General features: G+C 66.7%; 11 protein-coding genes and 2 pseudogenes. 7 read left to right on the forward strand and 6 right to left on the reverse strand.

Translation table 11 applies throughout. The features are described 5' to 3' along the window. Positions 1-122 (forward strand): annotated as a pseudogene (locus CYU59_RS22450) (type VII secretion protein EsxI); the annotation flags it as partial. 146 nt (positions 123-268) lie between these two features. Here CYU59_RS22450 and CYU59_RS22455 read toward each other — a convergent pair. Further along, positions 269-1,240, reverse strand: a complete 972-nt coding sequence (locus CYU59_RS22455) for a hypothetical protein (RefSeq protein ID WP_293002861.1) — start codon at positions 1,238-1,240, stop codon at positions 269-271. Between the two features lie 176 nt (positions 1,241-1,416). Between CYU59_RS22455 and CYU59_RS22460 the strand changes: the two genes are divergently transcribed. After that, positions 1,417-2,427 carry an Rv2578c family radical SAM protein gene (locus CYU59_RS22460; RefSeq protein WP_293002863.1) on the forward strand — a complete coding sequence of 337 codons (1,011 nt, stop codon included), beginning with the start codon at positions 1,417-1,419 and terminating at the stop codon, positions 2,425-2,427. Between the two features lies 1 nt (position 2,428). On the opposite strand, the gene CYU59_RS22465 is transcribed toward CYU59_RS22460, so the two are convergent. Beyond that, positions 2,429-3,313 carry a neutral zinc metallopeptidase gene (locus CYU59_RS22465; protein ID WP_293002865.1) on the reverse strand — a complete coding sequence of 295 codons (885 nt, stop codon included), beginning with the start codon at positions 3,311-3,313 and terminating at the stop codon, positions 2,429-2,431. Between the two features lie 80 nt (positions 3,314-3,393). Between CYU59_RS22465 and CYU59_RS22470 the strand changes: the two are divergent. Beyond that, a pseudogene (locus CYU59_RS22470) lies at positions 3,394-4,860 on the forward strand (carboxylesterase family protein); the annotation flags it as partial. Between the two features lie 26 nt (positions 4,861-4,886). Here CYU59_RS22470 and CYU59_RS22475 read toward each other — a convergent pair. Next, a complete protein-coding gene (locus CYU59_RS22475) occupies positions 4,887-5,768 on the reverse strand; it encodes an oxidoreductase (protein WP_293002867.1) in 882 nt (293 codons plus the stop codon). Positions 5,769-5,833: 65 nt separating this feature from the next. Here CYU59_RS22475 and aspS point away from each other — a divergent pair, with 65 nt between their 5' ends. Both aspS and CYU59_RS22485 read left to right on the forward strand, forming a co-directional pair. Continuing rightward, entirely contained in the window at positions 5,834-7,645 is a 1,812-nt protein-coding gene (gene aspS / locus CYU59_RS22480) for an aspartate--tRNA ligase (RefSeq protein WP_293002869.1), read from the forward strand. 120 nt (positions 7,646-7,765) lie between these two features. Next, positions 7,766-8,203 (forward strand): nitroreductase family deazaflavin-dependent oxidoreductase, encoded by a 438-nt coding sequence (locus CYU59_RS22485; RefSeq protein WP_293002871.1) that lies wholly within the window; start codon positions 7,766-7,768, stop codon positions 8,201-8,203. A gap of 100 nt (positions 8,204-8,303) precedes the next feature. Here the strand turns inward: CYU59_RS22485 and CYU59_RS22490 are convergent, their stop codons facing one another. Both CYU59_RS22490 and CYU59_RS22495 read right to left on the reverse strand, forming a co-directional pair. Then, positions 8,304-8,660 (reverse strand): transglycosylase family protein, encoded by a 357-nt coding sequence (locus CYU59_RS22490; RefSeq protein ID WP_293003059.1) that lies wholly within the window; start codon positions 8,658-8,660, stop codon positions 8,304-8,306. Between the two features lie 315 nt (positions 8,661-8,975). Next, a complete protein-coding gene (locus tag CYU59_RS22495; protein ID WP_293002873.1) occupies positions 8,976-9,365 on the reverse strand; it encodes an MmcQ/YjbR family DNA-binding protein in 390 nt (129 codons plus the stop codon). Positions 9,366-9,529: 164 nt separating this feature from the next. On the opposite strand from CYU59_RS22495, the gene CYU59_RS22500 reads away from it, so the two are divergent. Then, entirely contained in the window at positions 9,530-10,420 is an 891-nt protein-coding gene (locus tag CYU59_RS22500) for a transglutaminase family protein (RefSeq protein ID WP_293003061.1), read from the forward strand. Further along, positions 10,413-11,468, forward strand: a complete 1,056-nt coding sequence (locus CYU59_RS22505) for a putative zinc-binding metallopeptidase (protein WP_293002875.1) — start codon at positions 10,413-10,415, stop codon at positions 11,466-11,468. Before CYU59_RS22500 ends, CYU59_RS22505 begins: the two co-directional genes overlap by 8 nt. A 9-nt stretch (positions 11,469-11,477) precedes the next feature. Here the strand turns inward: CYU59_RS22505 and CYU59_RS22510 are convergent, their stop codons facing one another. Next, a complete protein-coding gene (locus CYU59_RS22510; RefSeq protein WP_293003063.1) occupies positions 11,478-14,144 on the reverse strand; it encodes a circularly permuted type 2 ATP-grasp protein in 2,667 nt (888 codons plus the stop codon). Between the last annotated feature and the right edge of the window lie 12 nt (positions 14,145-14,156).

Here is a 14,156-nt window from a genome sequence, read left to right on the forward strand (position 1 = left end):
CCTCGTTGGGACGCAACTTCCAGGTGATCTACGAGCAGGCCAACAGCCACGGCCAGAAGGTGCAGACCGCCGGCAACAACATGTCGAGCACCGACGCCGCCGTCGGCGGCAGCTGGGCCTGACGCTTCAACCCTTCGGGGTCGAGACACAAACACACCGGGCATTCCGATGCCCGGTGTGTTTTGTTTTGTCCGGCTAAATCGGCTGCAAAAGCATTGCAGCCGTTTACTTCTCAGAGGCCACCGGTGTCGGCGGCTTGCGGCGGACCCTACTCCGCCACCGCGGCGCAACCACCGAGGATGGTCGTCGACGCGAAGTTGGCCGCGTTGGCCAGGTGGTTGTCAGTCGGCGTGTAGGTCGGCAATGCGGTGACGAACGCACGACGATACTGCGCCGAGAGATTCGCCAAGTCCTGCCAGATGGCGTTATCGCTCTGCTTGCCAAGCTGTTCCAGCTTGCCCGCAAACGAGTTCATCACCGGCCCCACCGCGTAGTTGACCGCCTTCTGCTCTTTGTTCCAGTAGATCGACGGGACGTTGGGGTCGAGTTGCTGCCACTGCGCGGTCTGCTGGCCGAACTGGTCGAGCGCCGACTTCCATTCCGGGCACACATTGTTGTCAGATGTCAGGAAGGGCTGCGGGCTGGCCAGGTTGCCGACCGGGGCGATGTCCGAGGGTGGCGCCGACGGCGTCACCAGGGGTCCCCGGGCCGCGGCCGGACCGTCGCTGATGGCGGCACAGATCGCCCCAAGTGCCGAGGACGCGCTGTTCGCCGCGCCGGCCAGATTGTTGTCTGTCGGCGTGTATTTCGGAATCCGCTCGGAGTACGCCCGGGCGTACGCGATGAACTGCTGATAGAGCTCACGGATGACGCGGTGCGGCGTCAACTTGACCAGGCCGACCGTTTGCGCCGCGGCGCTGCGCATCGACTGCGCCGCGGCCACGTACTGTGCGCGCTGCTTGGGGGTCCAGGCCGAAGCTGGCACCGATCGGTCGCGGTCGTTCCACAACCCCTGTCCGCTGTTCGCCAGGTCGTTGTTGATCGACGCCCACGCCGGACAGGTCGGGTCGTCGGTGATGACCGCCACCGGCCCAGTGTCTTTCGCGCTGGCCACCGCCGCGGTCTCCTGACCAGGTCCGCTGTCGGAGCCGCCCTTCGGCCCCCCGGAACCCCCGTCGCCGAACAGCAATACAGCCGCGACGATCGTTGCCAGTACGGCAACCGCGGCCACCCCACCCATGGCCCACTTAAGATTTTTATTGTCTTTTGGGGCGTCAGTATCGGACGTCACGGTGGTTCAGCTTAAATGACAAGCCCGCTACCGCAGGTGTTTTGGCTGCGCGGCGGTCCTGAACGCGTTCTTTCTCAGCCCACTAACAGGCTTGACAATTTGTCGAACAAGCGTTCGAATGCAGTATGCGTTGGGACGAGCAAAGTATCCGGGTGGACGATGGAGCGCTGCCCGGGTTGGAGCGCATCGGATTTGTCCGCAGTGTGCGCACGCCTCAATTCGAGGGCATCACCTTTCACGAGGTGCTGTGCAAGTCGGCGCTGAACAGGGTTCCGAACGCCACCGCGCTGCCGTTCCAGTACACCGTCAACGGCTACCGCGGCTGCTCGCACGCTTGCCGGTACTGCTTCGCCCGACCCACGCATGAGTATCTGGAGTTCAACTGCGGCAACGACTTCGACAGCCAGGTCGTCGTCAAGACCAACGTCGTCGAGGTGCTGCGCCGAGAGCTGAGCCGACGGTCGTGGTGTCGCGAGACGGTGGCCCTGGGCACCAACACCGACCCGTATCAGCGCGCCGAGGGGCGGTACGCGTTGATGCCCGGCATCATCGCGGCACTGGCGGAATCGGGCACGCCGCTGTCGATTCTGACCAAGGGAACACTGCTGCGCCGGGATCTACCGCTGATCGTCGACGTCGCGCAGCAGGTACCGGTGAGCGTCTCGGTATCGCTGGCCGTCGGCGACGCCGAGCTGCACCGGCAGGTGGAGCCCGGCACGCCGAGCCCACAGGCCCGGCTCGGGTTGATCGCCGCGATTCGCGACGCCGGGTTGGACTGCCACGTCATGGTGGCTCCCGTCCTGCCGTATCTCACGGATTCCGCCGAACATCTCGACGGGCTGCTGGGGCAGATAGCGGCGACCGGAGCCGGCAGCGCCACGGTGTTCGGTTTGCATCTGCGTGGGTCGACCCGCGGCTGGTTCATGTCGTGGCTGTCGCAGGCTCACCCGCAACTGGTCACCCGGTATCGCGAGTTGTACCGGCGCGGAGCATATTTGCCGCAAGAGTATCGCGACGACCTCCGGGCAAGGGCGGCGCCGTTGCTCGCCAGACACGGACTGGCCGGCGAGCGTCGACAGATGGAAGCCGCGCCGCCGCGGCCGTCGGCCGGGACGGTGCAGCCGACCCTCTTCTGAGCTAGTTCAAGTCGGGTGCGCGGAAAGTGTCGCACTGGTTGGCGTCACCGCTCTGATAGCCGACGGTGAACCAGTGCTGGCGCTGCTCCGAGGAGCCGTGAGTCCAGGATTCGGGGTTGACGCGGCCGGTGGACGATTTCTGGATGCGGTCGTCTCCGACCGACGACGCGGCCGAGAGCGCGTCGGCGATGTCTTTGTCGCTCAACGGTTCCAGGAACGGAACGCCGGTGCCTTCTTGTTTGGTCGTGGAGGCGTAATGGGCCCACACTCCGGCGTAGCAGTCGGCCTGCAACTCGGTCCGCACCCCGTTGCCACCGGCGCCCTGTGCGCCCTGCTGGGCCCGTCCCAGTGAACCCTGAAGGTCTTGAACGTGGTGGCCGAACTCGTGGGCCACCACATATTCCTGCGCCAAAGGTCCACCACTGGAACCGAATTGGGTGCGCAGCACATCGAAGAAGCCGGTGTCGAAATACGCGGTCTTGTCCACCGGGCAATAGAACGGCCCGACCTCGGTGCTGGCTGCGCCACATCCGGTGTCGACCTGGCCGCTGAACAGCCGGACCCGCGGGCGGGTGTAGCCGCGCATCAGCTGCTTCCACACCGCGTCGACCGAGTTGCCGGTGGCGACCACCCGGCACTGCACGTACTGGTTGGCGTCGGCCCCCGTCCGGCACTTGCTCAGGTCGAAGCCGGGCGCAACGTCCTGGCTCGCGCTCGGCGCCGGCAGTTGGTTGACCACCTTTCCGGGGTCGACCCCCAGGAGCAGAGCGACCACCAGGAACAGCAGCCCGCCGAGTCCGCCGCCGATCGCGATTCCCCGTCCGCCGCCGCCACCCGACGACGCCGTTGTGCTGGTGTCGATCTGCATACCCTCGTTGAAGGTCATCGCATTCTCCGTTGGGTCGAGGCGGCGCTGGCACGGGTTCGCAGCCCGGCAAGATCAGCTTTGCACACTACGATTCAGGCGTGCCCGCGGTTGCCGAAGTTCCAGCTCTTGCGCGCACGGCGCTCGGCGAGCTTCGCGGCAGCGTCGAAGGTGGCGTCGCCGTGTGGCGCGGCGTGCCCTACGCGGAGCAGCCGATCGGGGAGCGTCGTTTCGCCGCGCCCGCTCCGCTGTCGCCGTGGACCGGTGTCCGCGATGCCCTCGAGCACGGTCCGTTGCCGCCGCAGAGCCGATCGATGGCCGCGGGGGACCGCAACGATCCGAAGGTTCGCGACGAGGCCTGCCTCACGGTGACGGTGTGGTCTCCCGATAGCTCTGGATCGCGGCCGGTGCTGGTGTGGATACCGGGCGGGGCATTTCTCAACGGCGCTGGGCAATTACAGCTCTACGACGGGTCGCGGCTGGCCGCCGACGGCGACGTGGTGGTCGTCAACGTCACGTATCGGGTCGGCGTTTTCGGCGGTTTCGAACTCGGAGACCTCGGCGCGGGTTTCGACGACAATCTCTGCCTGCGCGACCAGATCGCGGCATTGACCTGGGTGCGAGACAACATCGCGGCGTTCGGCGGTGATCCCGAGCGGGTGACGGTGTTCGGCGAATCTGCCGGTGCCACTTCGGTGTTGGCATTGCTCGCCAGTCCGGCCGCCGACGGCCTGTTCACCCGCGCGATCGCGCAGAGTCCGGCGCTGCCGCTGATCGCCGATCGTGTCACCCGGGCGGACCAGGCGCAGCGGTTTCTGGCTCGACTCGGCGTGAGCGCGACGGAGTTGAAAGAGCTGCCGCCTCGCCAATTGCGCGGTGCCGCTGGGCAATTGCAGCTCGACAGCGTCACGTCGTCACCGATGCTCGCACACGGATTGACGTACGGGGTGGACCTACTGCCGCTGCATCCGATCGAGGCGGCCCGAATGTCCGCCATCGCCCGCGTCCCGTTGATCATCGGCACCAACCAACGCGAGGCGGCGCTGTTCGTCCGGGACAAGCCGCCGATGCTGCCGACGACGCCGGACACCGTGCAGCGCTACTTCAGTAGATTCCCGCCGGAGATCCGGGAACGGCTGCTGTCTGCCTACCCGCGCTATCCGGGACGCCGCGCACTGGAGGCCATCGGCGCCGACGCGATGTTCGTCGCGCCGACATGGGCCTTCGCCGACGCTTACAGCCAGCTGGCCCCGACGTACGTCTACCGCTTCGACCACACGCCCGCCACGTTGCGGGTGACCCGTTTGGGCGCGGTGCACGGCAGTGAGATCGTGCACATCCTGCACACCTATGGCTCGCATCTGGGTCGACGGCTGCATCCCACCGGCAGGTGGCGAACACCGGCCGTGGGGCGCCGGACGCAGCGGGCCTGGGTCGATTTCGCCACCGGTGACGTCCCGTGGTCGAGCGACTGGCCGCGCTACGACACCCGACGGCGTCCGACCCGCATCATCGGGTCTCGGCGTGACGTCGTGGTCGACGACCCGGATGCGTCCCGTCGCGTCGCGCGTGGCAAGGCTGCTGCTGATCGCCGTCAGCCCGGGCCGTCGCTGGCGGCGGCCAGCAGCGGCACCAGAACGTCGCTGATCGGCGTCGCAATCCCGTGCGTGCGTGCCTTGCGGACGATCACGCCGTTGCGGATGTCCCACTCCTGCGGGCGGCCGGCCTCGCGGTCGGCCAGTATCGAGGTGCCCATGTCGACGGGTGCCTGGCGAAACATCTCCACCGTGCCGGCGGCGACATCGTCAGCCAGTTGCGCGCCCTCGGCGCGGGCGACCGCGAGACATTCGTCGGCGTAGCGGCGGGCCAACTCCGCGAGGTCGTCGCGGCGAAACATCCCCGACCGCCGACCGGTGAGCACCATCAGGCCGGCGACCGCGTTGACCAGCAACTTGCGCCACGCCGCAGTGACGAAGTCGGGGTCGCAATCGGCGACGCCGCCGGCAGCGCGCCACAGGTCGGCGACGGTCGACGCGGCGGGCCCGGCCGGCAGGGTCAGGCGTGCTTCGGTGCGCAGTCGCACCCAGCCTGCCGGCTGAGTCTCGGCCGAAAACCAGACGATGCCGGGGATCACCGTCGACGACGCGCACAGCGGCTGCACCTGTGCGACCTGCTCGACGCCGTTACGCAGGACGACGACGATGGTGTCGGCGTCGCACAACCTGGCCAGCCAGCGCGCCGAGTCGGCGTTCTGAGTGGCCTTGACCGCCAGCAGCACCACGGCGACCGGCCCGGTGATGTCGTCGGGATCGGTACAGATCGGGCCCGGCACCGTGATCGGGTCGGCACCGTCGGGCCGCAGCTCGATCTGTGATCTCGGGGTGCGTCCGCAGATTCGCACTGCATTTCCGGCGGCGGACAGGTACGCGGCGAGCGTCGTTCCGACGGCTCCTGGACCAACAACGGCAATATCCATGACAAGCACCGAAATTACCGCCTCCTAGACTGGGCTGTCGTCCCCACCATTTGCGAGGAGTATTCGTGCTGCGCAGTCACGCCGCTGGTTCATTGCGGGCCACCGACGCCGGTCAACGAGTGACGCTGGCCGGCTGGGTGGCGCGCCGCCGCGACCACGGCGGGGTGATCTTCATCGATCTGCGGGATGCCACCGGGGTGTCGCAGGTGGTGTTCCGCGCCGCCGACGTTTTGGACCAGGCTCATCGGCTTCGTGCCGAGTTCTGTGTCGCCGTCGACGGTGTCGTCGAGATCCGTCCGGACGGCAACGCCAACGCCGAAATCGCCACCGGTGAGATCGAAGTGAACGCGAGGTCGCTGACGGTGCTCAACGAGAGCGCGCCGCTGCCGTTCCAACTCGACGAGACGGCGGGTGAGGAGGCCCGGCTCAAGTATCGATACCTCGACCTGCGCCGCGAGGGCCCCGGGAATGCAATTCGGTTGCGTTCCAAGGTCAATGCCGCAGCGCGCGAGGTGCTGGCCCGGCACGACTTCGTCGAGATCGAGACGCCGACGATGACGCGGTCGACGCCCGAGGGGGCGCGCGACTTCCTGGTGCCCGCCCGCTTGCAGCCAGGCTCGTTCTACGCGCTGCCGCAGAGCCCGCAGCTGTTCAAGCAGCTGCTGATGGTCGCGGGCATGGAGCGCTACTACCAGATCGCGCGCTGCTACCGCGACGAGGATTTCCGCGCCGACCGCCAGCCCGAGTTCACCCAGCTCGACCTGGAGATGAGCTTCGTCGACCAGGACGACGTCATCGCGGTGTCGGAGGAGATCCTCCGAGCACTGTGGGCGGTAATCGGCTACGACGTGCCTACGCCGCTGCCGCGGATCAGCTACGCCGAGGCGATGCGCAGGTTCGGCTCGGACAAACCCGACCTGCGCTTCGGTCTCGAGCTCGTGGAATGCACGGAGTACTTCTCCGACACCACTTTTCGGGTTTTCCAGGCGCCCTACGTCGGCGCGGTCGTCATGCCGGGCGGTGCGTCGCAACCCCGCCGGACACTGGACGGCTGGCAGGAATTCGCCAAGCAGCGCGGTCACAAGGGCCTGGCCTACGTGCTGGTGGCCGAGGACGGGACGCTGGGCGGGCCCGTCGCCAAGAACCTCACCGACTCCGAACGTGACGGCCTGGCCGGGCACGTCGGCGCGAAGCCGGGGGACTGCATCTTCTTCTCGGCGGGCACGGTCAAGGCAGGGCGAGCCCTGCTGGGGGCGACGCGCATCGAGGTCGCCAAGCGCCTCGACCTGATCGACCCGGACGCCTGGGCGTTCACCTGGGTGGTCGACTGGCCGCTGTTCGAGGCCGCGGACGACGCCACCGCGGCGGGGGACGTGGCCGTCGGCTCAGGGGCGTGGACGGCCGTGCACCACGCGTTCACCTCGCCGAAGCCCGAGTCGGAGGCCACCTTCGACACCGACCCCGGCACCGCATTGGCGACGGCCTACGACATCGTCTGCAACGGCAACGAGATCGGCGGCGGCTCGATTCGTATCCACCGTCGCGACGTCCAGGAACGCGTGTTCGCGATGATGGGCATCGGGGCTGCCGAGGCGCAGGAGAAGTTCGGATTCCTGTTGGACGCGTTCACCTTTGGCGCGCCGCCGCACGGTGGTATCGCGTTCGGCTGGGACCGCATCGTGGCCCTGCTCGCCGGCCTGGATTCGATCCGCGAGGTGATCGCGTTCCCCAAGTCCGGCGGCGGTGTCGACCCACTCACCGACGCCCCGGCGCCGATCACCGCCCAGCAGCGCAAGGAATCAGGCATCGACGCCAAGCCCGAGGAGAAGCGGGACCGCTCGGCGTCCGCTCCCGCGAAACAGACGCCGGGGCAGTAGATCGGCGCTGGCCGCGACCCTCGTTTCCAGTTCGCGGAATAGAGACCGGTCGACGCCGGGTTTGTCGAGGCACGCCTGCGCGTCGTGACAGCGCAGAGCGCATCGACGAGGAGGACCGATATGCCCGCAGGATTTCCCGACATCGAGTCGATCAAATCTTTCAACCAGGACATCGCCGAGGAGTTCCGCGCCAACGACGGAAAGGTCGGCGGTCGATTCGAGGGTGCCGACCTGCTGCTGTTGACCACCACCGGCGCCAAGTCGGGCCAGCAGCGGCTGTCGCCGTTGGCGTACTTCCGGATCGACGGGAAGTTGGTCATCATCGGGTCGTTCGCCGGCGCCGACGTCAACCCGGCCTGGGTGCACAACTTGCGGGCCAACCCGTCGGCTCATATCGAGGTCGGCAACGAGTCCTCCGACGTCGTCGCGCGTGAATTGCCGCGGGACGAACGCGACGAGCTGTTTCCGAAGATCACGGCCGTCGCCTCGGGTTTCGCCGAGTATCAGGCGAAGACGTCGCGGGTCATCCCGGTGTTCGAGCTGCAACCGGTGAGTTAGCCCTGCGCGATAGTTAGCCCGTCAACCGACCCCTCGGAACACGCGGTTACGGGGCTATCACGACTGCTATCACAGCGCGGTCACGTCGCCCGCCGACGGTTTAGTGCGGAACAAGCGACATGATCGTCTCCAAGGTCCCGCGCACCGGATGCAGGAAGATGTTCACGATCTGGATCGGGAACAACTGCCCGTTGCCGCCGCATTTCGGCCACGCACCGGGCCCTTGAGTGGCCAGCACCCGATTGGCCACCGCGATCTGCTGCTCGCGCGATGCCGTCGCCGGGTCGCCGACACCACCGTTGGCGGCCCAGGTAGCCGGCTTGAATTGCAATCCGCCGTAGAACCCGTTGCCGGTGTTGGCATGCCAGTTGCCCCCGGATTCGCATTGCGCGACGGCATCCCAGTTCATGCCGTCCGCATAGGCCACCCCAGTGGTCGGATTTACCAGCAGCGTCATGCCCAGAGCAACCAGTGTGGCTATCACCAGGTGCTTGCACATCGTGCTCAGAAACCCACCTAAATGACTCATTTAACAGGTCTAACAAGCAGGAGTTAAAGGAGTCAATGAGTGGGGCTTTAGCAATCAATGAGATTAAAGTTTAATAACGTGTTTTGTGTTGCTATTGCTTATTCAAGTCAATTACTGAGGCAATTGGTGCGTTTTATAACTAGTGAGTTATATGAGGCGCTAGTTATCTTGTCGTGATGGAGTGAATTAGAGTGACGTGTGATACTCCTGTTACTCGAGTGACAGGAGATACCCAGGTTCGCGTCAGCGTGCGCGGTCGAGAAACTCTTGTACCAGGCGTTTCGGCGCTTGCGTCAACCATGCGTCGACGATCAGCTCACGTAGGCCGCGCTCGTCGATGGCGGCAAGTTTGACGAGCACCGCCGGGTAGCCGTCGAAGTGTGGGGTCGTGAAGTAGACGTTCGGTTCGCTGGCGATCAGCGCGAACTTGACTCCCTCGTCGGCGACCCGGACGCCGAGAATGTCGCCCGCAGGTGGCTCGATCCCGCGATCGGCGAGCGCCTGACGGTCGGATGCGCGCAGCGGGCGCTCCCAGGCGATCAGCTTCTTGCCGACCCGCCATTCGTGCGGCGACTCCTCCCTGGTGAGCTGCAGCTCGCCGACGACATTGGCGACGTCGTCCCAGGTGGCCATGACCCATTGTGCTCCCGGAGGCCTGCGTACGGTGCTGATCGCGCTGCGCCGATGCGCGCGCCTGCGAGCCTCACTACTGTTGGAGCGTGACGTCGCCGAGCCCCGAGACCAATCCGGGGCCGTCACCCGATCCGCATCCGCCGGGTCCGAGGTCGCGCTACCGAATCACCCATCGCACCGAGTACCGCTACTCCGACGTGGTGACCAGTTCCTACGGCCGGGGGTTCCTCACCCCTCGCGACCTGACCCGCCAGCGCTGCCTGTCTCATGAGCTGCGGATCTCCCCGACGCCGGCCGACAGCTCGACGAGCACGGACGTCTTCGGAAACATCAGCTCGTACTTTCACGTCACCGAGCCGCACCAGACACTGACGATCACCAGTGAGTCCATTGTCGAGGTGTACCCGTCGCCGCCTGAACGCTGGGGCGGAGGACCGGCGCTGGCTCCGTGGGAGCAGGCCCGTCCGGTGGGCGTGCGGGGAGCATTAGCGACAGAGTTCGCGCTGGACCTCAACCCGCCGGAGATCACCGACGAAGTACGCGACTACGCTGCACCGAGTTTCGAACCCGGCCGACCTCTCGCCGAGGTGCTGGGCGACCTCACCACCCGGATCTACACCGACTTCACCTATCGCTCTGGATCGACCACGGTATCGACTGGCGTCAAAGAGGTTCTGAAAGCCCGCGAGGGGGTATGTCAGGACTTCGCGCGTTTGGCGATCGCCTGTCTGCGCGCCAACGGCCTAGCCGCCAGCTACGTGTCCGGCTACTTGGCCACAAACCCGCCACCGGGGAAGGAGCGCATGATCGGAATCGACGCGACCCATGCGTGGGCCGCGGTGTGGACGCCCCAGCCGCCGGGCCAATTCGAATGGCTGGGACTGGATCCCACCAACAATCAGATGGTCGACGAGCGATACGTCATCGTCGGGCGCGGTCGCGACTACGCCGACGTGCCGCCCCTGCGCGGGATCATCTACACCAATGCCGAAAACAGCGTGATCGACGTCGCGGTCGACGTTGCGCCCTACGAAGGTGACCAGTTGTATGCGTGACTTCCACTGCCCCAATTGCGGCCAGCGGCTGACGTTCGAGAATTCCGCGTGCCTGGCGTGCGGTAGCGCGCTCGGATTCTCGCTCTACGAGATGGCACTGCTGGTGATCACCACCGGCGACGACGCGGGCCGGGCCGGATTCGTCAGCGCCAGCGAGTACGAGCTGTGCGCCAATCGCAATCTCGCCAAATGCAATTGGCTCGTCCCGATGCGACAGCCGAGTTGGTTGTGCGCGTCGTGTTCACTCACCATCGAGCGGCCAAACGATTCGGACACCGCGGGACTGGTGGAGTTCGCCCGGGCCGAGGCCGCAAAGCGCAGGCTGATCGTCGAATTGCACGAGTTGAAGTTGCCGATCGTCGGACGCGACCAGGATCCCGACTACGGACTTGCCTACCGGCTGCTCTCCAGCGCGAACGAGCGGGTGATGACCGGGCACGAAAACGGGGTCATCACACTGGATCTGGCTGAAGGCGACGACGTGCACCGCGAGCAGCTGCGGGTCGAGATGGACGAGCCGTACCGCACGCTGCTCGGACATTTCCGCCACGAGGTCGGGCACTACTACTACTACCGGCTGATCACACCGTCCGCAGAGTTCGACGCGCGGTTCACCGAGTTGTTCGGCGACGCGAATGCCGACTATCAGGCGGCATTGGACCGGCATTACAGCGAAGGTGCCCCCGCGGGCTGGGAGCAGACGTTCGTGTCGTCCTACGCGACGATGCATCCGGCCGAGGACTGGGCCGAGACGTTCGCGCACTACCTGCATATCCGGGACACGCTCGACACGGCGGCGTGGTCGGGATTCGCGCCCGCGACGGCCACCTTCGATCGGCCGGTCCTGGGACCGAGCGCATTCATGACGATCATCGACATGTGGCTTCCGGTGTCGTGGTCGTTGAACATGGTGAACCGTTCGATGGGCCACGACGATCTCTATCCGTTCGTGCTGCCGATCGCGGTCCTGGAGAAGATGAAGTTCATCCACAACGTCATCGACGAGGTGACCGCGGTGTCGGGTAAATCCGACCCGCTCAGCGCGTGAGGGCTGCGGTCACGGCATAGTCCGCCGCTCGTCGCCGCCCCACAGCGGCTGGGTGCCGCCCGGCAGGGCAAGTTGAGTCGCGGTGATGACCTCGGCCAACTCGCGCAGCGCGGTGTGGGTGGTGGTGAGCAGTTGGGCCAACTTCTCGCGGCGCCCGTCGGGGGAGACCGATTCCAGCTCGGCGGGATGCGATCGGCGCAACAGCGTGCTGATCTCGGCGACCATCCGCTGCGGGCGGGACGAGCCCGACGAGCCGGGCAGATCGCCGAGATCGGTCCGTAGTCGCTCCAGCTGATACACCAGCGACCGGGGGTTGGTCGAGTCGAACAGCATCAGCTCCGCCAGTGCGGCCACGCTGACCTGGCCGGCCGTTCGCCGACGGTAGATGACCGCGGATTCCGTTGCGATCAGGGTCGATTCGATCACGGTCCGCTCGGCGGCCGGCGCCAGGACGGTGGTCGACGTGGCTCTCAGCAGCGCGGTCAGGCCCAAGCCCCGCTCGATGCGCTTGCCGATGTCCATCATGGTCCAGCCGACGTCCTGCACCATCGACTCGGCGGCCACCCCGGCCAGGGTCAGCATGCCGACCAGCGTCTGGGACTGCGCCGTCTCCAGCACCGCGTCGCCCTCGGCGAGCGAGTCGGGAGGCTCGGCGTTGTGCGCCAGTGCCCGCTCGACACCCGCCAGCACGCCCCAGGTGTCACTGGACAACTGGTCTCGCACAGCTCGGGCGGCCAGCGCCAGTCGGTCCACCGAGTGCACCAAGGCGCCGGGGCGGTCGCGGTCCATGGTCAGCGACCACAGCGTCGAGGGTGCGATCGCAATCGTCTCGGCCTGATCCTCCGGTCCGGGGTCGGTTCCGGTGATGCGGCCGAGCGCGGCCATCAGCACCGGCACGCACTGGCTCTCGGAAATCTCCTGACGGTGCCGGAATTCGTAGTAGCGGCGGCGAGCCGCGATCAACAGCCGGGCCATGTTCTCGGCGCGCTCGCTGTAGCGTCCCATCCAGAACAGGTCGGACAGAACGCGTGGGGAGCTGACGCCCAACGTGCCCGCGCCGGCCTTCACCGGCGTTTCCGGAGCCGGCAGGGTGACCGTCTCGGTGCGCGACCGGTCGGTGGGTCGAACCCAGACATCCTTGGCCGCAATGGTTTTCAGTGTGTACGCGGACGGACCCTGGGTCAGCACGTAGCCTAGGCCGCCGAGCATCGGCGCGTAGCCGCCGCGTTGTGCGACAGTGAACAGTCGCATACCTACTCCGCCCGAAGACAACTCGGTGGCGTAACTGGTTGGCGCCGAGGAGAACTCGGGCAACTCCTGTCCGACCCACTGCCATGGCATCGCGTTGATGCAGTCGGACAACTCGGCCAGCCGCGCCGACGACAATGTCGGGCCGACAAGCGTCTGCCCGCCGATGGTGGGCCTGATCAACAGCGACGAGAGATTGGCCAACAAGTGGGAGCGCTCGCTGTCGATACCACCCCAGTAGCTGGGCGCGCTGGACAACAGCGGCGACTCGCCGAGTAGTCGAGTGGCCAATTCGGGCAAGAATCGTTGCAGCCCGGCGCTTTCCAGGATTCCGCTGCCGACGGTATTGACCACCGTCACCGTCCCGCGGTGCTGCGCCTCCACCAGTCCGGCCACCCCCAGCCGGGAGTCGGCGCGCAGATCGAGAGGGTCGGTGTAGGCGGCGTCGACGCGGCGGAAGACCACGTCGACCCGTTTCAGGGTGCCCAGCGACCGCATCCACAACTTGCCGTCGCGCACCACCAGATCCGCGCTCTCGACCAACGGGAAACCCAGCAGCGTCGCGAGATACGCCTGGTCGAACGACGTCTCGGAGTAAATACCGGGGCTCAGCACGACCACCACCGGGTCCTGCACGCCGTCGGGTGCGGCATCGATCAGAGCCAGCCGCAACGCTTGCGCGAACGGGGTCGTCGGCCGCGGTCCGACCTTCTCGTAGAGATCCGGCAAGGCCTGGGCGAGGACGCGTCGGTCGGCGAGCGCATACCCGGCGCCCGACGGCGCCTGGGTCCAGTCGGCGTTCACCTGGAATGAGCCGTCGGATTGCCGGCTGACATCGCAGGCATGCATGAAGAGCTGGTGGTGGCCGGGCACCTCGATTCCATTGGCGGCGCGGACATATCCGGGATGGGCGAACAACAACTCCGGGGGCAACACCCCCTCGACCAGGGTGCGCCGATTGCCGTACAGGTCGGCCAGCACGGCATTGAGCACCCGGGACCGTTGCACCAGCCCGGTCTCGAGGGTGTCCCAGTCGCCGGCCGGCACCACCAGCGGCAGCGGGTCCAGGCGCCACGGTCGAGATTCCCCGTGGCCGCCGGCGCTGGGCTGTTTGGCGGGATCGACTTCGGTGTAGCTGATGTCGTCGTTGTTCACCAGCTGGCGGACCGCCGAGCCCAGCCGGCTCATGCCGGCCCGGCCGCGATCACCGACCGCGTCGGCGAGGTCGGCCCAGGCCGGACGTACCGCGCCGTTCGGCTCGAGGAACTCGTCGTAGCCGATCACCGGCCCCTGCAGGCCGGGCGGCCGCAGGTCGAACAACGTCTCCTGGGCGCGCGCGGTCCGGTACCCGGCCAGCAGCCGGTCGACATCGGGGCGGTCTTGGAAGGCTGCCGATGACTCACCGGGGTGCTGAACGATGTCAGCCATGTCGCCGATAGC

The sequence above is a fragment of the Mycobacterium sp. genome (assembly GCF_002863225.1).
Taxonomy (GTDB): domain Bacteria; phylum Actinomycetota; class Actinomycetes; order Mycobacteriales; family Mycobacteriaceae; genus Mycobacterium.

Excerpts from the sequence above, each read along its gene's own strand:
- CYU59_RS22455 (WP_293002861.1), bottom strand. The coding sequence starts at position 1,240 with ATGGGTGGGGTGGCCGCGGTTGCCGTACTGGCAACGATCGTCGCGGCT.
- CYU59_RS22495 (WP_293002873.1), bottom strand. The coding sequence starts at position 9,365 with ATGGCCACCTGGGACGACGTCGCCAATGTCGTCGGCGAGCTGCAGCTC.
- CYU59_RS22490 (WP_293003059.1), bottom strand. The coding sequence starts at position 8,660 with ATGACGCTGCTGGTAAATCCGACCACTGGGGTGGCCTATGCGGACGGC.
- CYU59_RS22460 (WP_293002863.1), top strand. The coding sequence starts at position 1,417 with ATGCGTTGGGACGAGCAAAGTATCCGGGTGGACGATGGAGCGCTGCCC.
- CYU59_RS22485 (WP_293002871.1), top strand. The coding sequence starts at position 7,766 with ATGCCCGCAGGATTTCCCGACATCGAGTCGATCAAATCTTTCAACCAG.
- CYU59_RS22475 (WP_293002867.1), bottom strand. The coding sequence starts at position 5,768 with ATGGATATTGCCGTTGTTGGTCCAGGAGCCGTCGGAACGACGCTCGCC.
- CYU59_RS22510 (WP_293003063.1), bottom strand. The coding sequence starts at position 14,144 with ATGGCTGACATCGTTCAGCACCCCGGTGAGTCATCGGCAGCCTTCCAA.
- CYU59_RS22465 (WP_293002865.1), bottom strand. The coding sequence starts at position 3,313 with ATGACCTTCAACGAGGGTATGCAGATCGACACCAGCACAACGGCGTCG.
- CYU59_RS22505 (WP_293002875.1), top strand. The coding sequence starts at position 10,413 with ATGCGTGACTTCCACTGCCCCAATTGCGGCCAGCGGCTGACGTTCGAG.